The organism is Streptomyces sp. NBC_01198 (assembly GCF_036010485.1).
Lineage (GTDB): Bacteria > Actinomycetota > Actinomycetes > Streptomycetales > Streptomycetaceae > Actinacidiphila.
Map to the genome: position 1 here is coordinate 3,472,897 of NZ_CP108568.1, position 26,120 is coordinate 3,499,016.

26 protein-coding genes, 1 tRNA gene and 2 pseudogenes are annotated in these 26,120 nt (G+C 71.2%); 15 read left to right on the forward strand and 14 right to left on the reverse strand.

The annotated features are described in order from the left end of the window. Positions 1-307: 307 nt before the first annotated feature. The 4 genes from OG702_RS15575 to OG702_RS15590 all read left to right on the forward strand — a co-directional run bounded on the left by OG702_RS15575 (position 308) and on the right by OG702_RS15590 (position 4,393). Positions 308-1,213, forward strand: a complete 906-nt coding sequence (locus tag OG702_RS15575; protein ID WP_327289484.1) for a bifunctional DNA primase/polymerase — start codon at positions 308-310, stop codon at positions 1,211-1,213. Beyond that, positions 1,210-2,505 (forward strand): DUF3631 domain-containing protein, encoded by a 1,296-nt coding sequence (locus OG702_RS15580; protein ID WP_327289485.1) that lies wholly within the window; start codon positions 1,210-1,212, stop codon positions 2,503-2,505. The genes OG702_RS15575 and OG702_RS15580 overlap by 4 nt, the downstream gene beginning before the upstream one ends. 241 nt (positions 2,506-2,746) lie before the next feature. Beyond that, positions 2,747-2,947, forward strand: coding sequence for a helix-turn-helix domain-containing protein (locus tag OG702_RS15585; protein ID WP_327289487.1), 201 nt, complete (start codon positions 2,747-2,749; stop codon positions 2,945-2,947). A 60-nt stretch (positions 2,948-3,007) separates the two neighbouring features. Continuing rightward, a complete protein-coding gene (locus OG702_RS15590) occupies positions 3,008-4,393 on the forward strand; it encodes a tyrosine-type recombinase/integrase (protein ID WP_327289488.1) in 1,386 nt (461 codons plus the stop codon). Positions 4,394-4,440: 47 nt separating this feature from the next. On the opposite strand, the gene OG702_RS15595 is transcribed toward OG702_RS15590, so the two are convergent. Then, positions 4,441-4,514: transfer RNA gene (locus tag OG702_RS15595), tRNA-Thr, on the reverse strand. A 204-nt stretch (positions 4,515-4,718) separates the two neighbouring features. On the opposite strand from OG702_RS15595, the gene OG702_RS15600 reads away from it, so the two are divergent. The 3 genes from OG702_RS15600 (at position 4,719) to OG702_RS15610 (ending at position 7,357) form a co-directional block, all read left to right on the forward strand. Further along, positions 4,719-5,843, forward strand: a complete 1,125-nt coding sequence (locus tag OG702_RS15600; RefSeq protein ID WP_327289489.1) for an ABC transporter ATP-binding protein — start codon at positions 4,719-4,721, stop codon at positions 5,841-5,843. Between the two features lie 231 nt (positions 5,844-6,074). Continuing rightward, a complete protein-coding gene (locus tag OG702_RS15605; RefSeq protein WP_327289490.1) occupies positions 6,075-6,503 on the forward strand; it encodes a hypothetical protein in 429 nt (142 codons plus the stop codon). 110 nt (positions 6,504-6,613) lie between these two features. Next, complete coding sequence (locus OG702_RS15610) at positions 6,614-7,357, forward strand: nucleotidyltransferase family protein (protein WP_327289491.1); 744 nt, start codon at positions 6,614-6,616, stop codon at positions 7,355-7,357. A 358-nt stretch (positions 7,358-7,715) separates the two neighbouring features. Here OG702_RS15610 and OG702_RS15615 read toward each other — a convergent pair whose 3' ends face one another. From OG702_RS15615 to OG702_RS15645, 7 genes are all read right to left on the reverse strand, one after another. Next, positions 7,716-9,293 (reverse strand): DoxX family protein, encoded by a 1,578-nt coding sequence (locus OG702_RS15615; protein WP_442814432.1) that lies wholly within the window; start codon positions 9,291-9,293, stop codon positions 7,716-7,718. A 223-nt stretch (positions 9,294-9,516) separates the two neighbouring features. Beyond that, the gene (gene rlmB / locus OG702_RS15620; protein WP_327289493.1) at positions 9,517-10,473 is read right to left on the reverse strand and encodes a 23S rRNA (guanosine(2251)-2'-O)-methyltransferase RlmB; all 957 of its coding nucleotides are present in this window, start codon (positions 10,471-10,473) and stop codon (positions 9,517-9,519) included. A gap of 117 nt (positions 10,474-10,590) precedes the next feature. Next, positions 10,591-11,982: a cysteine--tRNA ligase gene (gene cysS, locus OG702_RS15625; RefSeq protein WP_327289494.1), complete on the reverse strand. Its 1,392-nt coding sequence runs from the start codon at positions 11,980-11,982 to the stop codon at positions 10,591-10,593. Between the two features lie 177 nt (positions 11,983-12,159). Next, positions 12,160-12,549 (reverse strand): PPOX class F420-dependent oxidoreductase, encoded by a 390-nt coding sequence (locus OG702_RS15630; protein WP_327289495.1) that lies wholly within the window; start codon positions 12,547-12,549, stop codon positions 12,160-12,162. A 145-nt stretch (positions 12,550-12,694) separates the two neighbouring features. Further along, positions 12,695-13,195 (reverse strand): 2-C-methyl-D-erythritol 2,4-cyclodiphosphate synthase, encoded by a 501-nt coding sequence (gene ispF, locus OG702_RS15635; protein ID WP_327289496.1) that lies wholly within the window; start codon positions 13,193-13,195, stop codon positions 12,695-12,697. Continuing rightward, positions 13,185-13,913, reverse strand: coding sequence for a 2-C-methyl-D-erythritol 4-phosphate cytidylyltransferase (ispD, locus tag OG702_RS15640; protein WP_327293242.1), 729 nt, complete (start codon positions 13,911-13,913; stop codon positions 13,185-13,187). Before ispD ends, ispF begins: the two co-directional genes overlap by 11 nt. A 393-nt stretch (positions 13,914-14,306) precedes the next feature. Then, the gene (locus OG702_RS15645) at positions 14,307-14,789 is read right to left on the reverse strand and encodes a CarD family transcriptional regulator (RefSeq protein ID WP_033174074.1); all 483 of its coding nucleotides are present in this window, start codon (positions 14,787-14,789) and stop codon (positions 14,307-14,309) included. Positions 14,790-15,422: 633 nt separating this feature from the next. Here OG702_RS15645 and OG702_RS15650 point away from each other — a divergent pair. Continuing rightward, entirely contained in the window at positions 15,423-16,040 is a 618-nt protein-coding gene (locus OG702_RS15650; RefSeq protein WP_327289497.1) for a DUF461 domain-containing protein, read from the forward strand. A 114-nt stretch (positions 16,041-16,154) separates the two neighbouring features. On the opposite strand, the gene OG702_RS15655 is transcribed toward OG702_RS15650, so the two are convergent. Together OG702_RS15655 and OG702_RS15660 are read right to left on the reverse strand one after the other, a co-directional pair. Next, a complete protein-coding gene (locus tag OG702_RS15655) occupies positions 16,155-16,835 on the reverse strand; it encodes a response regulator transcription factor (RefSeq protein ID WP_031525271.1) in 681 nt (226 codons plus the stop codon). Beyond that, positions 16,832-18,115: a sensor histidine kinase gene (locus tag OG702_RS15660; protein WP_327289498.1), complete on the reverse strand. Its 1,284-nt coding sequence runs from the start codon at positions 18,113-18,115 to the stop codon at positions 16,832-16,834. The genes OG702_RS15655 and OG702_RS15660 overlap by 4 nt, the downstream gene beginning before the upstream one ends. Before the next feature lie 203 nt (positions 18,116-18,318). Here OG702_RS15660 and phoU point away from each other — a divergent pair, with 203 nt between their 5' ends. From phoU to OG702_RS15680, 4 genes are all read left to right on the forward strand, one after another. Continuing rightward, positions 18,319-19,008, forward strand: coding sequence for a phosphate signaling complex protein PhoU (gene phoU / locus OG702_RS15665; RefSeq protein WP_327289499.1), 690 nt, complete (start codon positions 18,319-18,321; stop codon positions 19,006-19,008). A 221-nt stretch (positions 19,009-19,229) separates the two neighbouring features. Beyond that, positions 19,230-19,403 (forward strand): hypothetical protein, encoded by a 174-nt coding sequence (locus OG702_RS15670; protein WP_327289500.1) that lies wholly within the window; start codon positions 19,230-19,232, stop codon positions 19,401-19,403. Between the two features lie 254 nt (positions 19,404-19,657). Beyond that, positions 19,658-20,092, forward strand: coding sequence for a VOC family protein (locus tag OG702_RS15675; protein ID WP_327289501.1), 435 nt, complete (start codon positions 19,658-19,660; stop codon positions 20,090-20,092). Between the two features lie 267 nt (positions 20,093-20,359). After that, positions 20,360-20,542, forward strand: a complete 183-nt coding sequence (locus OG702_RS15680) for a hypothetical protein (protein ID WP_327289502.1) — start codon at positions 20,360-20,362, stop codon at positions 20,540-20,542. Positions 20,543-20,576: 34 nt separating this feature from the next. On the opposite strand, the gene OG702_RS15685 is transcribed toward OG702_RS15680, so the two are convergent. After that, positions 20,577-21,032 (reverse strand): hypothetical protein, encoded by a 456-nt coding sequence (locus OG702_RS15685; protein ID WP_327289503.1) that lies wholly within the window; start codon positions 21,030-21,032, stop codon positions 20,577-20,579. Between the two features lie 265 nt (positions 21,033-21,297). On the opposite strand from OG702_RS15685, the gene OG702_RS15690 reads away from it, so the two are divergent. Next, a complete protein-coding gene (locus tag OG702_RS15690) occupies positions 21,298-21,603 on the forward strand; it encodes a hypothetical protein (RefSeq protein ID WP_327289504.1) in 306 nt (101 codons plus the stop codon). 3 nt (positions 21,604-21,606) lie between these two features. Here OG702_RS15690 and OG702_RS15695 read toward each other — a convergent pair whose 3' ends face one another. Further along, entirely contained in the window at positions 21,607-22,014 is a 408-nt protein-coding gene (locus OG702_RS15695; protein WP_327289505.1) for a hypothetical protein, read from the reverse strand. 109 nt (positions 22,015-22,123) lie between these two features. Here OG702_RS15695 and OG702_RS15700 point away from each other — a divergent pair. Then, positions 22,124-22,399, forward strand: a pseudogene (locus OG702_RS15700) (UTRA domain-containing protein); the annotation flags it as partial. A 72-nt stretch (positions 22,400-22,471) separates the two neighbouring features. On the opposite strand, the gene OG702_RS15705 reads toward OG702_RS15700, so the two are convergent. Continuing rightward, positions 22,472-23,230: a phosphoglyceromutase gene (locus OG702_RS15705; protein WP_327289506.1), complete on the reverse strand. Its 759-nt coding sequence runs from the start codon at positions 23,228-23,230 to the stop codon at positions 22,472-22,474. A gap of 108 nt (positions 23,231-23,338) precedes the next feature. Between OG702_RS15705 and OG702_RS15710 the strand changes: the two genes are divergently transcribed. Further along, positions 23,339-24,619, forward strand: coding sequence for an MDR family MFS transporter (locus OG702_RS15710; RefSeq protein ID WP_327289507.1), 1,281 nt, complete (start codon positions 23,339-23,341; stop codon positions 24,617-24,619). A gap of 182 nt (positions 24,620-24,801) precedes the next feature. On the opposite strand, the pseudogene OG702_RS15715 reads toward OG702_RS15710, so the two are convergent. Then, a pseudogene (locus OG702_RS15715) lies at positions 24,802-26,070 on the reverse strand (glycosyl hydrolase family 28-related protein). Positions 26,071-26,120: the final 50 nt, after the last annotated feature.

Below are 26,120 nucleotides of genomic sequence, written 5' to 3' on the forward strand. Positions count from 1 at the left end.
ATCCCAGCTCAGGAACCATTCCTGCGCTGTCGCAGCCACAGCACCACCGCGCCGACCGCCGGTATCGCCAGGACGGTGACGGCACTCACGGCGAAGTGGCTCCCCAAGTCGCCCCGCAATTTCGGTAGCAGCAAGTAGAGCCGCACAACGCAGTAGATGAGCACGGCCAACAAGACCACGCTCTTGCCCGTCCTACTCACGCGTCACCCCTCGCCCTCAACCGTTCCGGGACGGCCGCTGCATCTCGCCAAAGAACCGCGGCCGTCCCGGCACCAGCACCCCATCAAGGAACTGGAGTACCCCCAGCATGACCCAAGCCACCCGATCCGCGCTGCTGTCCGCGGCGCTCGCGGTCGCCGCACGCGGCTGGCCCGTCATCCCGCTTCGCCCCGGCGACAAGCCGCCCGCCCTCCATGGCGCGCGCACCTGCCCCCGAACCGGGGACTGCACCGCCGGGCACCGCACGTTCGAACAGCGCGCCACCACCGACCCCGACCGCATCGAGCGGTGCTGGTCGGCCGGACCGTTCAACGTCGGCACCGCCACCGGCCCCGCCGGGCTTGTCGTGGTCGATCTCGACACGCTCAAGCCGAAGGACAAGAAGGGCACGCCTGACGGCGCGACATCCTTCCTGGCGCTCTGCGAGCGCGCCGGACAGGCCGTCCCCGATACCTACCGGATCCGGACCCCCAGCGGCGGACAGCACCTGTACTTCACCGCCCCGCCCGGCGTGCGGCTGCACAACACCGCGGGCACCCTCGCCCCCAAGGTCGACACCCGCGCATGGGGCGGACAAGTCGTCGCCCCCGGCAGCATCACCCGAACGGGCCTGTACGCCGTCGAGAGCGACGCACCCGTTGCAGACCTACCCGCCTGGCTCCACAACGCCCTGACGGCCCCTCAGAAGCCCCGTACGGCTGCAATCCGACTCATGCCCACCCGTAACGGGACCCGGCTCGCCGCCGCGGTGCTCGAACGCGAGACCGCCGCGGTCGCGGGGACCGGCGAGGGCGGCCGGAATGCCGAGTTGCTGCGCGCGGTCCGGGCCGTGGGCCGGTTCGTGGCATGGGGAGACCTCGACCGTGCCGCCGTAGAGATGGCTTTTCAGGCCGCGGGCGAGTCGGCCGGACTGCCGGCAGCCGAGTGCCGCACGACGATTCGCAGCGCACTGGACTGGTCGATCCGTACCGCCCGCACCCGGGAGAGCGCATGACCAGCACCGAACCCCGCCCCGCGCTGAAAAGCCTCACCACCACCCCCGACCAGACCAGCCCCGCCGAACCGGCGGATGCTCCCGCCGGCAGTGGTGCGCCGAAGGTCGCCGCCCGCCAGGGCGCCCTGTCTGCTGTTCGCGCTGACCCGCAGGCGATCGACGGCGCCGCGCTGCTGGCGGAAGTCGAAGCATTCCACCGGCGGTTCAACATCTTCCCCTCGGACGCCTGCTACGTCGCGGTGGCGTTGTGGGACGCGCACGCGCACCTGTTGGACGCGTTCGACTCCACACCGCGCCTGGCGTTCCTCTCCCCGGAACCGGGCAGTGGGAAGTCGCGGGCGCTGGAGATCGTAGAGACGCTTGTGCCGCGGCCGATGGTCGCGGTGAACGCGTCCGCCGCCGCCCTGTTCCGGGCGGTGTCCGGTCCGGACGGGCGGCCGACCATCCTCTTTGACGAGGTCGACACCGTCTTTGGGCCGAAGGCGGGGGAGAACGAGGAACTGCGCGGATTCCTCAACGCCGGCCACCGCCGCACCGGGGTGACCTACCGGTGTGTGGGTGACGGCGGGAATCAGACCGTGCAGGCCTTCCCGTCCTACGCCGTGGTGGCCGTGGCCGGACTCGGCTCGCTGCCGGACACAATCCTCACCCGCTCGATCATCATCCGCATGCGGCGCCGCGCCCCTAACGAGAAGGTGGAGCCGTTCCGGCAGCGAATCCACGAACGCCAGGGCAACGCTCTGGGCAAGCGGCTCGCCGCATGGGCAGAACAGATCCGCAGCAACGTCGAAGGGGTCTTCCCCGCCATGCCGGACGGGGTCACCGACCGTCCGGCCGACGTCTGGGAACCCCTGCTCGCAGTCGCCGACGCTGCGGGGGGAACCTGGCCGGACCGGGCACGGGCCGCGTGCGTGGAACTCGTCACGGCCGCGAAGGTCGATGACAAAGGCTCGCTCGGTATCCGGCTGCTGACCGACCTTCGCGACCACGTATTCAACGGCATCGACCGGCTTCCCACCGTCGCGATCCTCGACAGGCTGTGCAGCCTTGACGAGTCGCCGTGGGCGGACCTGTACGGCAAGCCCCTGGACGCACGCAGGCTGTCGAAGATGCTGCGCGACTACCAGACCGCGGACAACACCCCGATCACCGCCCGCAACATCAAGAGCAGCATCACTCCCGGAGTCAGCAGCGTCATGAAGGGCTACTACGCCACCGACCTGCACGACGCGTGGCAGCGGTACTGCCCCCCACCCCCGGAAAGTCCGCTACCTCCGCTACCTGATCTTTAAAACACCCCCTGAGCTGCACGGACCCGGTAGCGGATACGCACCCCGCTATCCGCTACCTGTCCGCTACCAGCACCCCGCACCCGCTACCGGCCACCCGTCGCCGGTAGCGGACCCATCCGCTACCGCTACCCCGATCCGCTACCTGATCAAGGCCCTGACCAGGGCGGTAGCGGAGGTAGCGGAAGTAGCGGACCTGGCAGGAAGAGGGGGCCACGCCCCCGCTCACCTAGGAGCCACCTACATGAGCACCGCCACCGCGCCCATCCCCCGCATCCTCTACCGCCCCGAAGAAGCCGCCGAAGCCCTCTCATTGGGCCGATCCACCATCTACGAACTCATGGCGGAAGGGACCCTGCGATTCGTCAAGCGCGGGCGTTCCCGTCGCATCCACCACAACGAACTTGAGCGCTTCGCCGCGAGCCTCACCGACCAATCCCACTGAGCAACAACGCACCAGAGGCGGGTCGATGTCATCGGCCCGCCTCTTCGCGTGGAGGAACCCATGGCACCCCGCAAACCCAACATGGAATCGTCCATCTACCTCGGTGGCGACGGCTGGTGGCACGGCCGCGTCACCATGGGAGTCAAGAGCGACGGTAGCCCCGACCGGCGCCACCGCAGGGCCAGGACCGAGACCGAAATCAAGCGCAAGGTCAAGGAACTCGAAGCCCTACGCGACAAAGGACGCGCCCCCAAAGCGGGCCGCAAGCCAACCGTCGCGCAGTGGATGGAGACCTACCTCACCGACATCGCCAGCCTGAAACTCAAGCCCCGCTCCCTGGACGACTACTGGTCCAAGACCCGCAACGACATCATCCCGGGAGTAGGCCAGCACCGCCTCGACAAGCTCGCCCCCGAGCACCTTGAGCACATGTACCGCGCACTGCTCGACGCCGGACACGCCCCCTCGCACGTACTCAAGGTGCACCGCATCCTGTCGCGCGCGCTGAAAATCGCGCACCGCCGAAGGATGATCGTGGAGAACGTCGCCACCCTCGTGGATCCGCCTTCCACCGACGAGACCGAGGCGAACCCCTTCACCATCGAAGAGGCGAAAGCCTTCCTCGCAGCAGCCGCCAAGCGACCCACCTTCCTCCGCTGGGTGATCGGGGTCGGCATGGGATTCCGGCAGGGGGAATGCCTCGGTCTCCGGTGGCCGTACGTCGATCTCGAAGCCGAGTTGTTCCACCCGCAATGGCAGCTCCAGCGGCTCACGTGGCGACATGGCTGCACGAACCCCCACGCCTGCGGTGAGCGGCTCCACCGGTTCGACGCGTGCCCGCCGGACTGTGCGCGGCACAAGGCCTACACGCGAGGGTGCCCCAAGCCCTGCCCGAAGACGTGCCGGAAGCACGCGAGCGCATGCCCGGAGCGAAAGGAAGGGGGATTGGTCTTCACCCGCCCCAAGACGAAAAAGAGTCGCAATGCGGTGCCCATCCCGCCGCCGTTCATCCCCTACCTACGGGAGCACAAGCTCCAGCAGGACGCGGCAAAGGCAGCCGCCGGGGAAGCCTGGCAGGGGCTCGACGCGGTATTCACCCGGCCGGACGGCCGCCCGCTGGACCCGCGCCAGGACTACGGGGAGTTCAAGGAGATCCTTGTCGAAGCGGGCATCGATGACCGCCGCCTGTACGACGGGAGCAGGCACACGGCCGGCACGATCCTGAACGAGCTGGGCGTCGACATCGTGACCATCATGGAGATCCTGCGGCACACACAGATCAGCCAGACCCGCCGCTACGTCAAGGGCCGGTCGCACCTCAGCAAGGCCGCCATGGACAGGATGGGCAACACTTTCCTGCCCCCGGCGGTGGCCCCTACTGAGACCAGAACTGAGACCGCCGACACCAAAGCGGCCCGCTCCCGCCAGCGGCGCCGCGTCCGCTGAACGAGAAAACCCCAGCTCAGATGCCATCTGAGCTGGGGTTCCGGTTGAGCCTCCTGTCGGGTTCGAACCGACGACCTACGCTTTACAAGAGCGTCGCTCTGGCCAACTGAGCTAAGGAGGCGCACGGAGCAGTGTAGCGGGCGGGGTGGGGGGACGGTGGGGAAAAAGGGGGTGGGGGGCTGGTGACAAGACGGGGAAAGTGCAGGTAGCGTCACCGGGAGTCCGTGGGATGCGGACTGGACCACTGAAGCGGCACCAAGTGAACTGCTTCCTTTACTCGGATCGTCCGGCACGTTCCTGCCGGTGAAGGGACTGCGTAACAGTCATGGCTACAGTCACGTTCGACAAGGCGACCCGGATCTACCCGGGTGGCGACAAGCCCGCGGTGGACGGGCTCGACATCGAGGTCGGGGACGGCGAGTTCCTGGTACTGGTCGGGCCTTCGGGTTGCGGCAAGTCGACCTCGCTCCGGATGCTCGCGGGGCTCGAGGACGTCAACGCCGGTTCCATCCGGATCGGCGAGCGGGATGTCACGCACCTGCCGCCGAAGGACCGGGACATCGCGATGGTGTTCCAGAACTACGCGCTGTACCCGCACATGACGGTCGCCGACAACATGGGCTTCGCGCTCAAGATCGCCGGCGTCAACAAGGCGGAGATCCGCAAGCGGGTCGAGGAAGCCGCGAAGATCCTGGACCTGACCGAGTACCTGGCACGTAAGCCGAAGGCGCTCTCCGGTGGTCAGCGGCAGCGTGTCGCGATGGGCCGCGCGATCGTCCGGGAGCCGCAGGTCTTCCTCATGGACGAGCCGCTGTCGAACCTCGACGCGAAGCTGCGCGTGCAGACCCGTACGCAGATCGCCAGTCTGCAGCGCCGACTGGGCGTCACCACCGTCTACGTCACCCACGACCAGGTCGAGGCCATGACGATGGGCGACCGCGTGGCGGTGCTCAAGGACGGTCTGCTGCAGCAGGTCGACAGCCCGCGCAACATGTACGACAAGCCGGCCAACCTGTTCGTGGCGGGCTTCATCGGCTCCCCCGCGATGAACCTCATCGAGGTCCCGATCGTGGACGGCGGCGTGAAGTTCGGCAACGCGCTGGTCAACGTCGAGCGTGACGCGGTGCAGGCGGCGGCCGACAAGGGCGACCAAACGGTCACCGTCGGTGTCCGTCCCGAGCACTTCGACATCGTCAGCGGCGAGAGCGACGCCAAGTCGCTGTCGAAGGACGCCCCAGCGGGCCTGGCCGTGACCGTCAACGTGGTCGAGGAGCTGGGCGCGGACGGCTACGTCTACGGCTCGGCGAAGGTCGGCGACGAGGACAAGGACGTGGTCATCCGCGTCGGCGGCCGCGACATCCCGGAGAAGGGCTCCGTGCTGCACGTGGTGCCGCGCGGCGGCGAGACCCACGTGTTCGCCACGTCCTCCGGCGAGCGCCTCAGCGACTGACCGGGGTTTTCGGCTCCAGGGCCGGGCGGTACGTGGTGACCACGTACCGCCCGGCCTTTCGCGTGCCAGCGCGGGGCTGGGCAGGGTTGCGCAGCGAGGGGTCACATACGTACGCATAACCGGCTTTTCGGACCCGTTCGTCAACACCCGAACACCCCGGCAGGCGATTTCACTCCCTCGGGAGGGTGACTAAATGTCGCCAAATCATCACCAGTCGCTACGATCCGATGCGTGAACCAGGTAGCTCGCCGTCTCGGCAAGACATTCGCGCTCGTTCTCCCGGTCGTTCTCGTGCTGTCGGGAACGCTCGCCGTCACCCGCGTCCCGTGGGCCGTCTCCTCCTCCGACGCGCAGGTGCTCACCGCCTCCGCCAAGAGCAAGCAGGAAGTGGCCGCGGAACAGGCCGCCAAGGCACCGCAGGAGGTGCTGCGCTCGCGTCTGCTGGCCGAACTCCAGCAGAAGGACCCGGGGGTGGCACTGACCGACCTTCAGGTCTCCATGGCCCAGCAGCCGTCGCTCGCCAGATACTGCGCCTCCATCGCGCGTTCGCTCGGCCGCGCGGCCGTCGCGAAGTACGACGGCGCCACGCAGCGCGCCCAGTCGTGGTCGCGCCCGGTGTGCGACACCGCCTTCGCCACGGGTATCGCGTCGGTCGGCTGACTCCGGCCGGCCGCGGGCAGGCGGGGTACGGTCGACGCCGGGGCCGTACCCCGCCCGCCGTGTCACGCCCGCGCCGTGCCGTGCCCTCGGTGTCGCATAGGGTGCGCTCCATGACGCACGACACCACCGCCCACGAGGTCATCCCGGTCACGCAGGCCGTCATCCTGGCCGGCGGCCAGGGCTCGCGGCTGCGCCCGTACACCGACGACCGGCCCAAGCCGATGGTCGAGATCCCGGGTACGGGAACGCCGATCATCGGCCACCAGCTCGCCTGGCTCGCCGCGGAAGGCGTCACCGACGCCGTTGTCTCGTGCGGGCACCTCGCCGAGGTGCTCCAGGAGTGGCTGGACAGCACGCCGTTGCCGATCAAGGTGACCACGGTCGTGGAGAGCGAGCCGCTCGGCCGCGGCGGCGGGCTCAAGTACGCAGCCGCGTCGCTGCCGCGGCCCGAGGAGCCGTGGTATGCCACCAACGGCGACATCTGGACCCGCTTCTCGCTGCGCGGCATGGCCGCCTTCCACGAGGAGCGCGACGCCGTCGCGACGCTCGCCCTCGCCAGGCCGCGGATTCCCTGGGGGGCCGTCGAGACCAACGAGTTCGGGCAGGTCCTGGACTTCATCGAGTCGCCGCCGTCGCCCTTCCTCATCAACGCCGGCGTCTATGTCTTCGCGCCCGACTTCACGGCGATGCTGCCGGATCTGGGCGACCACGAACGCACCACCTTCCCGCGGTTGGCGCGGGAGCGCCGGCTGGCCGGCTACCCCATTCCGCAGGGGGCGTACTGGCGGGCCATCGACACGGCCAAGGATCTTCGCGAGGCGGCGAGGGAGTTGGGGGCGACGCCCACCGTTTAGCCCCCGGGGGTACGGCTTCCCCCTGCAGGGGTGCCATTGTCGTACGCCCTCCGCGCCGTTGGGGCTGGGCGCGCCGTTCCCCGCGCCCCCGCCAGGGGGTGCCACTTGCGGTGGCCCTCGCCACTTGCGGTACGTCGTGGCCGCGCGCACAGTTCCTCGCGCCCCTCAGGGGGCGCCACTTGGCGATGTCGTACGCCTTCCGCACCGCCGTAGCCGGGCGCGCCGTTCCTCACGCCCCCCAGCGTGCGCCACTTGGCGTTGTCCTGCGCCTTCCACACCGTCGTAGCCGCGCAGGCGGTGTCGCGGAAAAGGGGAATCCCCGCGGCCGGGGGCCGCGGGGATTCGGTGGGGGGATGGGTCAGGTGGTGAGGGGTGGGGGGGAGCCGAGGAGGGGGGCACCGAGGAGGCCGCCGATGGCGCCCTGGGTGGGCTTGGCGGGCGGGGGCGGGGGTGGCGGGGCCGCATGGGTCGGCGGGGCGGCGGGAGGCGGCGGCGGGGCCGCCGAGTGGCCGCCGGTGCCGCCCGTGCCGCCGGAGGACCCGTGCCTGCCGGTCGAGGACGTGCCGCCGGGGGTGTGCGTGCGGCCCGGGCTCGTGGTGGGCGCCTGGGTGGACGCCGGAGCGTCCGGCTCCTTCTTCTTCTTGGCCTTGGCCGACTTCGTCGGCTCCGGCGTCGCCGACGCCGAGCCGCGCCCGTCGCCGGGGACCTCGGGGAGCGGCATGCCGGGCAGGTTGTTGACGGGCGGGGCGGTCGGCCCGGCCGGACGCGGCTCGGGGGCGGTGGTGGCCCGCACCGCGGCCCCCAGCACCGAGCCGATCAGCAGGGTGCAGCCGACGATGACCGTGCCGAGCACCACACCGCGCCGCAGCACGTAGCGGCGCAGGTCCCACAGGCCGACCCGGGGGCCGAGCCGGCGCCATGCGTCGGCGGCGAGCTTGCCGTCGATCGAGTAGACGGGGGCGCCGGCGATGACCAGCGGGCTCCAGGCGGCCAGGTAGATGAAGTCGGGGGCGTCGTAGACCGGGACGGTGCGCCAGCTCACGGTCACCAGCAGGGCGATGGACAGCCCGGCGCCGAAGACCGCGGCGACCCGCTGCCACAGGCCGCAGATGGTCAGCACGCCGACCACGACCTGGAGGAAGGCGATGCTCAGGCCCGCGCCCACGGGGTGGTCGAGCGCAGCGGTACGCAGGGGTTCGGCCGCCGCCCAGGGGTGGAGCGAGGCCAGCCAGGTGACCATGGAGCCGCGCTCGCCGCCGTCGAAGTAGACGCGGTCGCACAGCTTGCCCATGCCGGCGTAGATGGACACGAAGCCGAGGAAGATCCGCAGCGGCAGCAGCACGATGCCGAGGTTCAGCCGGCGGTGCGGATACCAGGCGTGCTTGACGAAGTCGCCGTTGCTCTTGCGCGGCCTGCGCCCGGAGGCGCCGTCGTCGTCGTAGCCGTCGCCATGGACGTAGGCGTCACCATGGACGTCGCCGTCGCCATGTACGCCGCCGCGGTGGCGGACCATCGGCTCGTCGTCCTCGTCGTACGCGCCGCGGGCCGGGCGCACGCCGCTGAGCAGGCCGGTCGGGGACTGGCCGCGGCGCGGGCCGACGACGGTCGGGGTGGCGGGCGGCAGCACGGTGGTGTCGTCGATCCGCGGCAGCACCTGCGTGGCCGCGCCCGCGCCGCCCTCCTCGGTGCCGGCCCGCCGGACCGCCTGCAGCAGTTCGCCGGCCAGCGGGTCGCCCGGCTCGGTGTGGCCGGACCACACCACCGGTGCGAGCCTGCGGCGCCCGGGGGCTCCCGCGCGCTGCGGCGGGGCGGCCGCGATCCTGCTGGTGTCGCCAAGTCGTAGGGAACGGGTCGAGGTCCGTCCCAGCTGCACACGGAAGCTCGCGTGGGTGACGATGACCTGGGCGGGATCGCTCGGCACCCGTGCCATCGTCATGACCGGCTCGTCGAATGCGGGCGTCCCTCCCCCCGTGGAGGGGCGAGGTGTTCTGGTGTCCACACTCATCTAACCGAGTGACGGACGTTTAGGACACTGCCTGCCCGTGCCCTCGATGTCCGAGACGCGTCAATCGCACCGAGCCCGTATGATGCGCCCCCGCCGGTCAGGAGTGCTCACCAGCGGCGCGCGGCGCCGCTCCGCGACCGGCCGCCAGGACCGCTCATGCCCGGCGGCGCGCCGCCTCGTAGAGCACCACGCCGGCCGCCACGCCCGCGTTGAGGGATTCGGCGGCGCCGCCCGGCATCGGGATGCGGACCAGCAGGTCGCAGGTCTCGCCGACCAGCCGGGACAGGCCCTTGCCCTCGCTGCCCGCGACGATGACGACCGGGCCGGTGAGCGCTTCGAGGTCGTAGAGGTCGACGTCGCCGTCGGCGGCCAGGCCGATGACGGTGAGGCCGGCCTTCTGGTACGCCTCCAGGGTGCGGGTCAGGTTGGTGGCGCGGGCCACCGGGACACGGGCCGCGGTGCCGGCCGAGGTCTTCCAGGCGCCTGCGGTCATGCCGGCGGCGCGCCGCTCGGGCACCACGACGCCGTGGCCGCCGAAGGCCGCGACGGAGCGGACGACGGCGCCGAGGTTGCGCGGGTCGGTGACGCCGTCCAGGGCCACGATCAGCGCGTCGTCGCCCTGGTCGGAGGCCCCGGCGAGCAGGTCCTCGGGGTGGGCGTACTCGTAGGGCGGGATCTGCAGCACCAGGCCCTGGTGGTTCAGGCCGGCGGTGATCCGGTCGAGCTCGGGCCTGGGCGCCTCAAGCAGCGGGACACCGCGGTCGGTGGCCAGCCGCAGCGCCTCGCGCACCCGGTCGTCGTTGTCGATGAACTGCTGGACGTAGACCGCGGTCGCCGGGATGTCGGCGCGCAGCGCCTCGACCACCGGGTTGCGGCCGACGACCATCTCCGACGTCGACTTGGCGCCGCGTCCCGACGGGCGGCGGGACTGGCCCGACACCCGGCGGGCCTGCGCGGCGGCGACGCGGTTCTTCTTGTGGCCCTTGCGCGCCTCGGCGGGCGGCGTCGGGCCCTTGCCCTCAAGGCTCTTGCGGCGCTGCCCGCCACTGCCTACCGTGGCGCCCTTCTTGTTGGACGTACGGCGGTTCCTGCGCTGGCTGTTGCCGGCCATGGGGCACTCTCACTTCTTCTCGCGTCTCGACGTTGCTACGTCTCCACGTCTGTGCGTCTTTACGTCGGATGTCTGCGTCTGTGCGCCGGATCCGCTCCGGGCGGCGCTGCCGGGCGGTCAGCCCCGCAGCGTCCACCGCGAACCGGTCGGGGTGTCCTCGATCTCCAGGCCGGCCTGGACGAGCTGGTCGCGGATGGCGTCCGCCGTGCCGTAGTCCTTGCGGGACCGCGCCGACTGCCGCTGCTCGAGCACCAGCTGGACGAGGGAGTCCACGACGCCGTGCAGGTCGTCCCCGCGGTCCGCGCCGGTCCAGTGCGGGTCGAGCGGGTCAAGGCCGAGCACCCCGAGCATCGCACGGACCTCGGCCAGCCGGGCGACGGCGGTCTCCTTGTCGTCGGCGGTGAGCGCGCTGTTGCCCTGCCGGACGGTGGTGTGGACGACGGCCAGTGCCTGCGGCACGCCCAAGTCGTCGTCCATTGCCTCGGCGAAGGCCGGCGGCACCTCTGCCGCGGGTTCCACGTGCCCGGCCTTCTCCACGACCCGCTGCACGAAACCCTCGATCCGCGCGAAGGCGGACTCCGCCTCCCGCAGCGCCTCCTCGCTGTACTCGATCATCGACCGGTAGTGCGGGGTGCCGAGGTAGTAGCGCAGCACGATCGGGCGCCAGCGCTGCACCATCTCCGAGACCAGCACGGAGTTGCCGAGCGACTTGCTCATCTTCTCGCCGCTCATGGTGACCCACGCGTTGTGCACCCAGTAGCGGGCGAACTCGTCGCCGTACGCCTTGGCCTGGGCGATCTCGTTCTCGTGGTGCGGGAAAATCAGGTCCATGCCGCCGCCGTGGATGTCGAAGGCGCTGCCCAGATAGCGGTGCGCCATCACCGAGCACTCCAGGTGCCAGCCGGGCCTGCCGCGGCCCCAGGGGGTCTCCCAGGACGGCTCGCCCGGCTTGACGGCCTTCCACATCGCGAAGTCGCGGTGGTCGCGCTTGCCGGTCTCGCCGTCGCCCTCGGGCTGGCGCAGATTGTCCAGCTCCTGGTTGGACAGCTCCAGATAGTCCGGGAAGGACCGCACGTCGAAGTAGATGTTGCCGTCGGCGACGTAGGCGTGGCCGCGCTCGATCAGGCCGCGCATCATCTCGATCATCTCCGGCACATGGCCGGTGGCCCGCGGCTCGTAGGTGGGCGGCATGCAGCCCAGCACGTCGTAGCCGTTGCTGAACGCGCGCTCGTTCTCGTACCCGATGGCCCACCAGGGGCGTCCCTGGTCGGCGGCCTTGCGCAGGATCTTGTCGTCGATGTCGGTCACGTTGCGGACGAATGTCACGTCGTAGCCGCGGTGGCGGAACCAGCGCTGCAGGATGTCGAAGTTCAGCCCGGACCTGATGTGGCCGATGTGCGGTGCCGCCTGCACGGTGGCGCCACACAGGTAGATCGAGACACAGCCCGGCGTGAGCGGGACGAAGTCACGGACCTGGCGTGCGCTGGTGTCGTACAGGCGAATAGTCACGCCATCAAGGGTAGTGGCCGTTGGAGGGTGCCTTGTGCGGTCTGCCACAGACAGACCGCACATCGGCAATTCAGGCGTCGCCGGTGTCGTCCGCCGGTCGATCCCGGGCCACGATCCGGTCAGCTCCGGGCGGCGGGCCCTGCCGCCCCGGGCGACGGGCCCCGCGCGAGGATCCGGTCAGCCGTGCTCGACGATCCGGTCGGCCGTGACGCGCACCACGAGCCGGACGTCGCCCGGCTGGTCGCCGGCGTAGGGGCCGCCGGTGTACTTCTGGCTGAGCGCGTCGATCAGGGCGTCGCCGCCCTCGCTGACCATCGAGGCGGTGCCGCGGATCTCGACGTACGCGTACGGGTTGTCGGCCGGCATCGCCAGCAGGGTTATCCGCGGGTCCTTCACCAGGTTGAGGTGTTTGCGGCGGCCTTCCTTGGTGGAGAAGACGACGTCGTCACCGTCGAGGGTCACCCACACGACCGACAGCTGCGAGGAGCCGTCGGGCTGGAGGGTGGCGACGGTGGCGAAGTTCTTGCCGTCGAAGAGCGCGCGAGCGGTCTGCGAGAGTTCGGCCATGGCGCGGTTCTGCCTTTCTGCCAAGGGGTCGTCGACACGGTCGGTGGACCGGCCGCGGGACGTGGTGGTTGCATGCGCAACCATCACGGTGGTCAAGAACCGGCGCCGACGCAAGGGGCGGCCGGTCCGCCGCCCCCGCCGGGCTTCACGGCAGCGGGGCGACCAGCGCCGTCGCGATGGCCGCGAGGCCCTCGCCGCGGCCGGTGAGGCCGAGGCCGTCCGTCGTGGTACCGGAGACCGAGACCGGGGCGCCCACAGCCGCGGACAGCACGGCCTGCGCCTCCGCCCGGCGCTTGCCGATCTTCGGGCGCACCCCGATCACCTGGATCGCGACGTTGCCGATCCCGAAGCCCGCCGCGCGCACGATCCTGGCCGCCTCTGTGAGGAGAGTCACCCCGGACGCCCCCGCCCACTCGGGGCGGTCGGTGCCGAAGTGCGCGCCCAGATCGCCGAGCCCGGCGGCCGAGAAGAGCGCGTCGCAGGCCGCGTGTGCGGCCACGTCGGCGTCGGAGTGCCCGGCGAGGCCGAATTCGGCGCCCTCCCAGTGCAGCCCCGCACACCACAGCTCGCGTCCCGCCTCGAAGGCGTGGACGTCGGTCCCGATGCCGACCAGGGGCAGCGCCCCCGCGGAGAAGTCAGTGGCCATTGGCCCTCCTGCGTGCCAGTACGGCCTCGGCCAGGACCAGGTCCAGCGGCCTGGTGACCTTGAACGCCTCCTCGTGCCCGGGCACGACGAGGACGGGGACGCCCAGCTGCTCGACCATGCCGGCGTCGTCCGTGACGTCACCGGTGACCATGGCGTGGGCCTTGGCCAGGATGGCCCGGTCGAAGCCCTGCGGGGTCTGCACGGCCCGCAGCAGGGCGCGCTGCGGGGTGCCGGTGACCTCGCCGGTCGCCGGGTCGACGCTCTTGACGGTGTCGGCCAGCGGCAGCCCCGGCACCACGGCGGCGGCGCCGCCGCGTACCGCCTCCACGACGGCGTCGACGGTCTCGACCGGCACCAGCGGGCGGGCCGCGTCGTGGACGAGGACGACGTCGACGTCGTCGGGCAGCGCGGCAAGGCCGAGCCGTACGGAGTCCTGCCGCGCGTCACCGCCGGGCACCACCCGTATGTCGGTGGACTCCGGCAGCCCGTTCGCGTCGAGCAGCGCGCGGACCTCGGCGGCGCCGTCCGGCGGGGCGACCACGACGATGACGGTGACGGCCCTGGCGCGGGCCATCGCGCGGACGGCGTGGACCAGGATCGGGACCCCGCCGAGATTGCGCAGCGCCTTGGGCGCGCCGGGGCCGAGCCGGACACCACGTCCGGCGGCGGGAATGACGGCTGCGGTACGCAGGTTTGTGTCCTCGTATGAGATGGGTATCGCTTGGAGGTGCCCCCGGGCCGAACGGCCGGGTGGCACCCCGGGCGATGCCAGGGGGTGGGATCACCGGGCGAGGCCCGGGGAGCCAGGACACGGTATTCCGGAGGACCCCTTCCGTGAAGTCCTCCGGGATGACCGTAGCGCCCGGCGCGCGCGAGGGTGCCGCATATGCCGTCCCGCGTATGCCCGTGAGGGCGACGCACGGCACGGCATGCCCATGGCCGTCCGCGCGGCCACGGCATGCCGCAGCACCCGGCCGTCATGCTGAGCCGGGTGCCGCGGCAGGGTCCCCCGGAGTCGCCCGAGGGGTTGCGTCTGCGTAAGTCAGTACGTCACGGCAGCGTGGGTGGCGCTGTAGGGACGCGACACGAGAACGTCCGGAAAGGGACGGTCTTACGACGCGAGGACTTCGTCGAGCAGGGCCTCGGCCTTGTCCTCGTTGGTGTTCTCGGCCAGTGCGAGTTCGCTGACCAGGATCTGCCGGGCCTTGGCGAGCATGCGCTTCTCGCCGGCCGACAGGCCGCGCTCACGCTCACGGCGCCACAGGTCGCGGACGACTTCCGCCACCTTGATGACATCGCCAGAAGCGAGCTTCTCCAGATTTGCCTTGTATCGGCGGGACCAGTTGGTCGGCTCTTCGGTGTACGGCGCGCGCAGCACCTCGAAGACCCGATCCAGACCCTCCTGACCGACCACGTCGCGTACGCCGACGAACTCCGCATTGTCCGCGGGTACGCGCACCGTCAAGTCGCCCTGAGCGACCTTGAGCACCAAGTAGGTCTTGTCCACGCCTTTGATCTGGCGAATTTCGATAGCCTCGATCAGCGCGGCCCCGTGATGGGGATAGACCACGGTGTCGCCAACCTTGAACGTCATGTGACAGGTACCCCTTCCGTGGCTATCCAGGGTAACACGGGAACGCCCTCATCTGAATGGCGTTTTCGCAGGTCAGGGCATATCTCGGGGCTTGACAAGCGCCCCTGGAACGTGCTGGAGGGTGCCACGCTCACGCGGTATCCGCAGGTCGGAGCGGGTATACGGGGAAGCGGAAACACACGCGTCACACCCTCGGAGACCCGGGAACAGCGGTCGATACGTCCCGTTTTGTCGCTCCCGGACGAGTGGATCTTCGCTACTCCGTTCGGGTTCCCGGTCGTTGAAGATCCAATTTTGCACGTTCATGGAAATCCCCGAGCGCCCGCCCGTGTCGATCCGCCGGTAATCACACCGTGGTAATGCCGGAATACATTGCGGGCATGTTGCCGGACGTGGCGGCGCGGTGGCGCCCGGCGCTTCCTGCCTGCTCGGACGGCGGCGTCCTGGCTGCTCAGGCGGCGGCGTCCTGCCTGCTCGGGCGGGTACGGCGGCCGGGGTGCCGGCCGGCGCGCACCACCGCTCGGGTGAGGGGGCGTCACGGAGGGACCACCCGATGTGTGGGCGCGCGGGAGGCTCGGTAATCTAAGGCCGCCGGAAGATCGTCAGATACCTCCCCAAGGAGATGCCGCCGCCGTGGTCCGCAGCTTCCGACGCGTGGCCCTCGCCGCCGTCGTCGCGCTCTCGCTCGCCCCGCTCGCCGCCTGTGCGGCCGGGAACGGCGCACAGACCCTGAAGATCGAACCGGACAGCCAGTCGGCGACCGTGGGCGACATCCAGGTGCAGAACGCCTTCGTGCTCACCCAGAGCGGCGGCCCCGCCACCATCTCCGCGCGGCTGTTCAACAACGGCTCCGCCGACCAGACGCTGCAGGCCGTCAAGCTCGGCGGCGGCCAGTCGGCGCAGCTGTCGGCCGCCGGTGGCGCCGGCGGCACCATCACCGTCCCGGCGCACGGCACCGTGCTGCTCGGCGGCAAGGGCAACCCGGCCGCGACCCTCGCCGCCAGCGGCGAGTCGCTGCGCGACGGCGACGTACAGAGCGCGGTCTTCAACTTCAGCTCCACCGGCGCGGTCTCGCTGCCGATCTACGTGACGCCCGCGGCCGGCTTCTTCGAGCCGTACGGCCCCAGCTCGCTGCCGACCACGGCGGCACCGCTGCCGACCGACACCACCACCCCGACGGGCACGCCGACGGACACGACCACCCCGACGGACACCACGACGCCGACGGGCACTGCCACGCCGACGTCTTAAGGCGCGCCGACGTCGAAAGGCGTCGCCATGTACGCCGGAAAACACCGGTAAGGGGCCCGCACATGGTGCTGGACCCCTTACCGCGCACGGGACCGACCGTGGCGGCGGAGCGGTTTACGGCTCGAACTTGTAGCCGAGCCCGCGGACCGTCACCAGGTAGCGCGGCGCCCCCGGGTCGGGCTCGATCTTCGCGCGCAGCCGCTTGACGTGGACGTCGAGGGTCTTGGTGTCGCCGACGTAGTCGGCGCCCCACACCCGGTCGATCAGCTGCATACGCGTCAGCACCCGGCCGGCGTTCCGCAGCAGCATCTCCAGCAGGTCGAACTCCTTCAGCGGCAGGTCCACCTTGCCGCCGCCGACCGTGACGACGTGGCGGTCCACGTCCATCCGGACCGGACCGGCCTCCAGGGCGGCCGGGGAGATCTCCTCCGGCTCACCGCGGCGCCGCAGCACCGCGCGGATGCGGGCGACCAGCTCCCGCGAGGAGAACGGCTTGGTCACATAGTCGTCCGCGCCTATTTCCAGGCCGACGACCTTGTCGATCTCGCTGTCCTTGGCGGTCACCATGATCACCGGGACATTGGACTTGAGCCGCAGTTGGCGGCAGACCTCGGTGCCGGGCAGGCCCGGCAGCATGAGGTCGAGAAGTACCAGGTCGGCGCCGTTTCGTTCGAACTCGTCCAGCGCGTCGGGCCCGGTCGCGGAAATGGCGACCTCGAAGCCCTCCTTGCGGAGCATGTACGACAGCGCGTCGCTGAAGGACTCTTCGTCCTCGACGACGAGTACGCGGGTCACGGAAGGACCTCCGGGGCGGGGATGTGTTCGGGGAGGGTCTGGAACAGCTGGTCGTCCGACGGCTCGTCGGCCGGTTCAGCGTCCGCTTCGGCATCCGGGTCGGTGCCTGGCGGAAGCGCGCGGTCGCGGGCGATCCCGGCTTCGGGAAGCCGCAGTGTGAAGGTGGAGCCCTGGCCTTCCGCGCTCCACACGGTGACCTCGCCGCCATGGGTGGCGGCGACGTGTTTGACGATGGACAGGCCGAGCCCGGTGCCGCCGGTCGCCCGCGAGCGCGCCGGGTCCACCCGGTAGAAGCGCTCGAAGACCCGGTCGCGGTCCTTCTCGGAGATGCCGATGCCCTGGTCGGTGACGGATATCTCAATGAGATCGCCCCCGGCGGCGGCGATCCGGCGTCCTGCTATGCCGACCCGCGTGCGGGCCGGGCTGTAGTTGACGGCGTTCTCGACGAGGTTGCCGAGCGCTGCCGCGAGCTGGCCGCGGTTGCCCCAGATGAAGAGGTCAGGGGTGGCACCGGTGGCCATGAGGATCTGCTTGGTGTTGGCCTGGTGGCGGCAGCGGTCGACGGCTTCGGCGACCAGGTCGTCCACCGCCACCGGCTCCGCGTCGTCCAGCAGGTCGTCGTCCTGGACCCTGGACAGGTCGATGATCTCCTGCACCAGGCTGGTCAGCCGGGTGGACTCGATCTGCATCCGGCCCGCGAAGCGGATCACCGCCTCGGGGTCGTCCGAGGCGTCCATCACCGCCTCGGAGAGCAGTGACAGGGCGCCGACGGGGGTCTTCAGCTCGTGGCTGACATTGGCCACGAAGTCCCGCCGCACCGCTTCGATCCGCCGGGCCTCGGTGAGGTCCTCGACCAGCAGCAGCACCAGGCGGGAGCCCAGCGGTGCCACCCGGGCGGAGACCGCGAGGCCCTCGCCTCGTCCCGCGCCGCGGCGCGGAAGATCGAGTTCCACCTGGCGTATCTCGCCGTCCCGCCGGGTCTCGCGGGCCATCTGCAGCATCTGGTCGACGGCCAGCCGGCCGCCGCGTACCAGTCCGAGGGCATATGCCGCGGAGCTCGCCTTGACCACGGTGTCGCCCTCGTCCAGGACGACGGCCGACGAGCGCAGTACGGACAGCACGGTGTCCACTCCCGGCGGGAGCACGGCGTCCGTGTGCAGTGCGGTACGGGTGGGGCGGGCCTGTTCCCGCTCGCTCCAGCGGAACGCGAGCACGGCGATCACGCCGGTCAGGAGACCGGCTATCGCACTGGCTGCGGCGACTGCCGCGTTCACGTCCATGGCCCCAGGGTAGGTGGCCTGCGCAAGCGCTCCACAACCCTGAGAGCTACCTCTCGGATCCCCGTTGCCAAGAGTTCACCTTCACGTAGGTGGCGATTCACTCCGGGTGCGCGGCCGGTACGCAAAGGACCACCAGCGTGACAGCGTGGAGGAGAAGCCTCTGTCCAGGCCTGAGTACATTCTGCACATACGGAAGGAACGCGATGCGGGACGCATACCACGAGGAGCTTGACTCCATCGGTGACGGGCTGGTCGAGATGGCCAGGCTGGTCGGCTCGGCGATAGGCCGTGCCACCACCGCGCTGCTCGACGCGGACCTCAAGGTCGCGGAAAGCGTCATCGCCGCCGACGAGAAGGTGGACGACCTCCAGCGCGAGCTGGAGACCCGGGCGATCAACCTGCTGGCCCGCCAGCAGCCCGTCGCCACCGACCTGCGGATCGTCGTCACCAGCCTGCGCATGAGCGCCGACCTGGAGCGTTCCGGCGACCTGGCCCGCCACGTCGCCAAGCTCGCCCGGCTGCGCTTCCCCGTCTCCGCGGTGCCGCAGGACCTGCACAGCACCATCCTGGAGATGGGCCAGCTCGCGCAGCGGCTGATGGCCAAGGCCGCCGAGGTGATCATCACCAAGGACGTGGACGACGCCCTGGAGCTCGAAGCGGACGACGACCGCATGGACGAGCTGCACCGCGCCCTCTTCCAGCACCTGCTGGACGACCGGTGGAAGCACGGCATAGAGACGGCGGTCGACGTCACCCTGGTCGGCCGCTACTACGAGCGCTTCGCCGACCACGCCGTCTCCGTCGCCAAGCGGGTCGTCTACCTGGTGACCGGCGAGCACGTCGACGCGATGTCGCCGGCGCCGACGCCGACCGAGGTGGCGGAGGGGGCGTAGTCGGGGGCGGCGGTCGGCCGGGGCGGTCGGGGCGTACTCCGGAGCGGCGGCCGGCCCGGGCCGACGGGGCCGGCGGGGGCGTGGCCGAGGGCAGCGGTCGTCCGGGACGGTAGGGGCGTGCGGGGGGTGCGCGGGTGGGCGTTATGCCCTCGTGCGCCCTTGATGCGCGGCGGTGCGTGCGCGTTCACTGGTGGGCAGTTAAGCCTGAGGAGGGCGCACTGATGCCGGAGACCCCCACGCCCAAGCCCGTGCCCGTACGCGACCTGCCGACGTCCGATTCCGCGACCGTGCTGCGGACCTCGCTCCCCCTGATCGCCGCCTGCGGCTGCGGCTCGGGCTGCGGCTGCGGGTGCCAGTCGGGAGGCGCCTGCCAGTGCGGGGGCTGCACCCACTGACCCGCAGCTGCATGCTCGCTCGCTCGTACACGTGCCCCCGGCCCGCGGACCGACCGCGGCCCGAGGGCACGTATGCAGCGAAGATTACTTCGTGCCGGGGGCCTCGCCGCACACCCGGCGGCCGCCCGGGCGCCTTGCTCGACGGGGGCGGTCATGGCCTTCGGCTATCACGAAGGGTCTTGGACAGGCCTGCGGTCCCGCCCCGACGATCGAACTCACAGCCGATCCGGCGTCAGTTCGACGAAAGGGACTCCATGTCCACCCTCACCCCGCACCTGGTCGTCCGTGATGTCACCCGCGCCGCGGAGTGGTACGCGCAAGCACTGGGCGCGCAGGAGCGCAGCCGGATCCCGTTGCCGGGCGGCAAGGTGCTGACGATCGAACTCGCCTTCGGGGACTCGACCGTGATGATCGCCGACGAGTTCCCGGAGCAGGGCATCGTCTCGCCGCTGACCCTCGGCGGCACCTACGGGGCCCTGCAGATCTCCACCGACGACGTCGACACCCTCTGGAAGCGGGCGCTCGACGCGGGCGCCGAGGTGTTCCACCCCCTGGCGGACACCTTCTGGGGCGAGCGCCACGGCCAGGTCATCGACCCGTTCGGCCACCGGTGGGGCCTGTCCCAGCACCTGCGGGACGTGTCCCCGGAGGAGGTCGCCCGCGAGGCGGCCAAGATCTTCGGCGCCTGACCCCGCCCGCCGCCCGGACCCGGGTCGCGCCGGGGCCCGGGCGGCCCACCTTGTCCGCGCACCCCGATGCCGTACCTGTACCGGCCCCGGCAGCACCCGCCGGCTTTCGCGGCCAGCGCGCCGCCGACGGCCATGACGGGGACGGGCGGATGCGACCCGATACGCTGGCCCACCTGGAGAGTTACCTCTTTCCTTGCGGCTGGCAGGGCTCAGGACGAGCTCGCGCCGGCTGCCGGGCACGACGACGGACGAGGCGCGAGGCCCGCGATGAACGACCGCAGAATCACCATCGCCATGCTGGCAACGGGAGTTGTCTTCCTCGTTGCGGGAGGTCTCTGGTTCCTGCTGGGAGACGACGCGGACAAGGGCGACGCAGCCCTGGCCGTCGGACTCGGCTTCGCGCTGATCTGCTTCACGCAGGCGGCAAGGATGCTGACGAAGCGCCGGTAGTCACGGTGGCGTCCACGCCGGACGCGGCGAGTGACTACTTCGTACCCTCCGGCGCGGACGCCTTGCCGTAGCGCTTGGCCAGCACGGGGTCCGACTCCCACCACAGGCCGGCCGCCGCGGCCGGGGCGGGGGCGCCACCCGTCACCGGGGCGGACACCGGGCGCGGGTCGTGCACCCGCAGGCGGAAGACCAGCCCGGGGCACACCATCATGACCAGCCCGAGGACGGGCACGATCGCCGCCGCCACGCTGAGCCCTGTGCTCTTGTTGACCAGCCGGCAGGTCGCTCCCTCGTCAACCGACACGGTGAGCGTGTTCGACCTGCTCCCACCAGCAGCGACCCGCACCGTGTGCGACCCCGGCTCGACGCTGAACTCCGCCGCCTCGCCCTGCCGAACCTCACCGACCCGCTGCCCGTCGATGACGACCCCGAGCTTCCCCGCCTTGCGGAGCGGCGGAGCCTCCGCCCACACCGCCACGACCCCGGCCACTGCTCCCCCTCGCCCGCGGCGCCCTCGCACCCCGTCAGTGCGTGGACACTACACGCGGGCCCCTCCCCGCACCATCCGGACCCTCCCGGGGTGCCGCGGCACTTCGCCCAGCGATGCCAGGTGCGTCGCGTCCCGCGACACCCAACCTGCCGGATCACCGGTCCCCTAGGAGCCTGTCCAGCAGTGACAGATATCTCCAAGGCCACGCTGGCCCGGGCGATCAGTGCCGAGCCGGCCGTCGTGCGGCGGTTTCTCGGCGGGACACGTGAACCCGACCCTGGGGACCCTGGCCGAGGTGGCGGCCGCCCTCGGGATGCGGATCACCCTCGAACCGCTGCCTACAGCCGAGCGGGAGTCGGTGACCACCTCGCTGCTGGAGGGACGAGCAGCAGACACCCGCACACTCGCGAAGCTTCTCAGCGAGGCGTACGAAGTCCCGGTCAGGCGCTGCTGCCTGATCGAGGCCGCCGTCACCGCGTCGAGCGAGGATTCCGCTGAGGCGGTCCTACGGGGCCGCTACGGGGATGGGTCGGTCGCTGCGGTTGCTGTACTCCGCTGCTGTACCGCCTGAACATCACCAGTCACGCCATGCGTCAGTGATCTCCGCCCGATCGATGCCGCGCCTCGCCGCCAGAGCAGACACGTCGACACCTTGCTCGCTCAAGGTGAGGTCGATGTAGTCGCACAGCTGCTCCCGCTCCTCCGTGCAGATGCCGGCGCCGCCATGTTGGTCGTCCTCATCGATCGCGTTGAGAGCGAGAACCACCGTCGCGACGGCCCCGAAGACAGCATCGTCGGACGGATCCCTCAGCAAGCGCACCTCGTCTTCGAACGCCTCCAGGATGGCGTCTACAGCACGCAAGAACGACTCGGGGTAGAAATCCGCTACGCCGGCGCACTCCTGTGCCAAGGTCCCGGCCGCCACCTCGCGCGCCATCTCGGCCATCCAGGCACGCCAGTTGTCCGTGGGTCTGTTCGCCATGATCGGACGGTAGGCCCGAGCACCGACAATCCGCCGTGCCGCAAGTTTTCCAAGGGTGCTTGCCTCCCCTCGGCCGCCGTACGGAACGGTCTCCCCTGCGTCTGCGCCGGACCTCGCTCGCGGCACACCGATCGCCGAACCGAACCCCGGCGGCATCTACGCCCGGCTGGAGGAACTGGGCCACCGCGTCGACCACTTCGAGGAGGAGATCCGCGCCCGCATGCCCGACCAGAACGAGGTCAAGACGCTCCACCTCGCGGCCGGCGTGCCCGTGACCCACCTCGTCCGCACCGCGTTCGACACCGAAGGGCGTGCCGTCGAGGTCTGCGACACAGTCATGGCAGCCGACACGTACGTCCTCGCGTATCAGCTTCCCGCCACGTGAACCGGGTGACAACAGACATGCCCCCTCCCGCGGAGAAACCCGCAGGCAAGGGGCATGCACAAGCCAGGAGGGCTACTTCTTGCCCTGGTTCTTGACCGCCTCGATTGCCGCCGCCGCGGCGTCCGGGTCGAGGTAGGTGCCGCCGGGGGTGAGGGGGCGGAAGGCGGGGTCGAGGTCGTAGGCGAGGGGGATGCCGGTGGGGATGTTCAAAGAGGCGATGTCCGCGTCGGAGATGCCGTCGAGGTGCTTGACCAGGGCGCGCAGGGAGTTGCCGTGGGCGGCGACCAGGACGGTGCGGCCGGTCAGCAGGTCGGGGACGATGCCGTCGTACCAGTAGGGGAGCATCCGGACGACGACGTCCTTGAGGCACTCGGTGCGGGGGCGCAGCTCCGGCGGGATCGTCGCGTAGCGCGGGTCGTCGCTCTGGGAGAATTCGGCGCCGTCCGGGAGGGGGGGCGGCGGGGTGTCGTAGGAGCGGCGCCACAGCATGAACTGCTCCTCGCCGAACTCGGCGAGGGTCTGGGCCTTGTCCTTGCCCTGGAGGGCGCCGTAGTGGCGCTCGTTGAGGCGCCAGGTGCGGTGCACCGGGATCCAGTGGCGGTCGGCGGCCTCCAGCGCGAGCTGGGCGGTGCGGATCGCGCGCTTCTGGAGCGAGGTGTGCACGACGTCGGGGAGCAGCCCGGCGTCCTTGAGCAACTCGCCGCCGCGCACCGCCTCCTTCTCGCCCTTGTCGTTGAGGTTCACGTCCACCCAGCCGGTGAACAGGTTCTTCGCGTTCCACTCGCTCTCGCCGTGGCGGAGCAGGATCAGCTTGTACGCAGCAGCAGCCATGCGTCCGAGCCTAATCGAAATGCCGTGGCACCTCGCGACCGCCCTCGGTAACATGCGCTGAGCATCAGAGCCTGTTACCGAGTGGCAGGGTGAACCGAGGGAGAACCGGTGGCGGCGATCAGCCGAGCGGTACGTGAAACGACCGGCGGTCTGCCCCGGCAGTTCTGGTGGCTGTGGACGAGCACGCTGGTCAACCGGCTCGGCGGCTTCGTCGTCACCTTCCTCGCGCTCTACCTCACCGTCCAGCGCGGCTACTCCGCCGCCTACGCGGGCCTGGTCGCCGCCCTGTTCGGGCTCGGCGGGGCCGCGGGCGCGGTGCTCGGCGGGGTGCTCGCCGACCGGGTCGGGCGCCGCGCGACGCTGCTGGTCGCGCAGATCGGCGCTGCCGTCACCACCGCGGTGCTCGGCTTCGTCACCGGGCCGGTCGCCATCGCCGCCGTCGCCACGCTGGTCGGGCTGACCGGCAACGCGTCCCGGCCCGCGCTGTCAGCGATGATCGCCGACCTGGTGCCGGCCGCGGACCGGGTCCGCGCCTTCTCCCTCAACTACTGGGCGATCAACATCGGCTTCGGCGTCTCGGCCGCCGCCGCCGGCTTCATCGCCGCCGAGGGCTACCTGTGGCTCTTCCTCGGTGATGCCTTCACCACCGTGCTGTGCGCGCTGGTCGTCTACGTCAAGGCGCCGGAGACCAAGCCGGCCGAGGTGGTGCACCAGCAGGTGGGGGGCCCGGCGCTGAAGGCGGCAGCCGGCCGGGAGCGTACCGGCATCACCCTGCTTGACGTCATGCGCGACCGGCGCTTCATGGCGCTGGCCGGGCTGACCTTCCTGTTCGCCACGGTGATGCAGCAGGCCACCTCCACGCTGGCCGTCGACATGGGGCAGCACGGCCTGAGCGCGCGGCAGTTCGGGCTGGTCGCCGCGGTCAACGGCGTGGTGATCGTCGTGCTCCAGATGCCCGTCACCCGGGCGCTGCGCAGCCGGAGCAGCGGCGCCCTGCTCGCCGCCGGCTCGCTGGTGCTTGCCTGGGGCATCGGGCTCACCGTCTTCGCGACCTCAGTTGCCGTCTACGCGGTGACCGTCGTCATCTGGACGCTGGGCGAGATCGTGCACGCGCCCGCCTCGATGTCGGTCGTCGCCGACCTCGCACCGGCGCACGCGCGCGGGCGCTACCAGGGGATGTTCACCCTCGCCTGGTCCGCCGCCGCCTTCGCCGGGCCGCTGGCCGGCGGCCTGACGCTGCAGTATCTGGGGCGCGACACCGTCTGGCTCGGCTGCGCCGGCCTCGGCACGGTGGCCGCCGCCGGCTACTACCTGCTGCTCCGGCCGCGTACGGCGCTGCCGCGGCCGTCCGTCGTCGTCGACGTCGCGCGCGACCTGCCCGTGGGGTGAGCGGAACGCCGAGCTGACGCCGGGCTGACGCGGGGACCCCGGGCGGGGGACGGCCGGAGGCCGGGCGGGCGCCGAGCCGACGCGACCCGCGCCGTCGGGGCGGCTGGCCCGACGGACCCGCCGTCCGGGCGACCGAGTCGACGGACCCGCCGCCGTCCGGGCGTCCGCCCCGACGGGCCCCCTCAGGGCAGCAGCCGGCGCTGAGCCTCGTACAGGTTCCGCGGCTCGCCGCCAGGCGTCCCGTACGACTCCAGGCGCGAGTCGAGCGGCCCGTCGAAGTCGGGGACGTCGATCTGGTCCGACGGGGGTGACCGTGGAGACGGCGACGGTCGCGCTGCGCGGCGCCGCGTCGTCGATGCGGACGCAGTTGGCCCGGCCGTTGGTGACGGTGACGTTCCAGTGGGCGAAGCGGGCGCCGTAGAGAGGGCCGGCGGAGTCGTCGCCGCCGTGCCGGCCGTCGTTGGCGACGGTGATCTCGGTGCGGACGCAGGCGAAGGGCATGCCCCGGTGGGTGTCGAAGGTGCCCACCGCCATCCGGCCGCGGGACCAGACGTTGTACGAGGACAGGCCCTCGACGTTGATCCCGTGCAGCTGGGTGCCGTCCGGCGCGTCGGCCACTCGTAGAGGAGGTAGGAGAGCAGCTTGGTCTTGTAGGACCAGTCGTACGCGGCGGCGCCCTCGATGTCGCCCGCGATGTGGGCGAGCAGCCCGTGCCCGGGGTCGTCGGCGTACCGCACCAGGACGCGGTCGCCGGGCCGCAGCCGGGCAGGGTCGTCCACGCTGACGCTGTGGCCGCCCTGCGGGGTCTCGGCGGTGATACGGGCCAGCTCGGTGAACTCGTCGCGGCTGTTGCCGGTCCAGCCCTCGAAGGGCCAGAGCCTGGTACGGATCGCGTCGGTGAGGGCGCGGTAGCGGTCGGCGGGGCACATCCAGACCAGGCCGCCGGCCCAGGACCAGGACGACTTGTCGCCGCCGTAGCGGCTGCCGTAGGGGCCGATCAGGTCGGTGAGCGACGCGGTGGCGTGGAGGGTGGTCGCGCCGCTGCCGGCGCCGCGCAGGGTGGTGTTGCTCCAGCCGAGGGTGATGACGTCGTCGATGCGGTAGGTGCCGGGCGGCAGCAGGACGGTGCCGCCGCCGGACTCGCCGACCTCGCCCAGCGCCCGGTTGATGGCGGGGGCGGAGTCGGCGCTGCCGTCGGGGCGGGCGCCGTAGTGCACGGCGTTGGCGCGGGCCGGGTGCCGGGGGAAGCAGGGGTTGCCGCCCTGGTAGCCGGCGAGGGCGACGTAGGGGATCTGCGGGTGGGCGTATGGGGCGGCGCGGAACTCCGCCCACAGGCCCGCCGGTTGGACGGCCACCGCCGCGGGCCCGCGCGCGACGGCCGCCTGATCCGCCGCCGCCGCTCCCGCGGCAACGACCGCCCCGGCTCGGGGCGCACCAGCCGCCTGCTCCACCGCCCCGCCCGCCCCCGGCGCCGAGCCCACCCGACCGCTGCCGCGCGCCG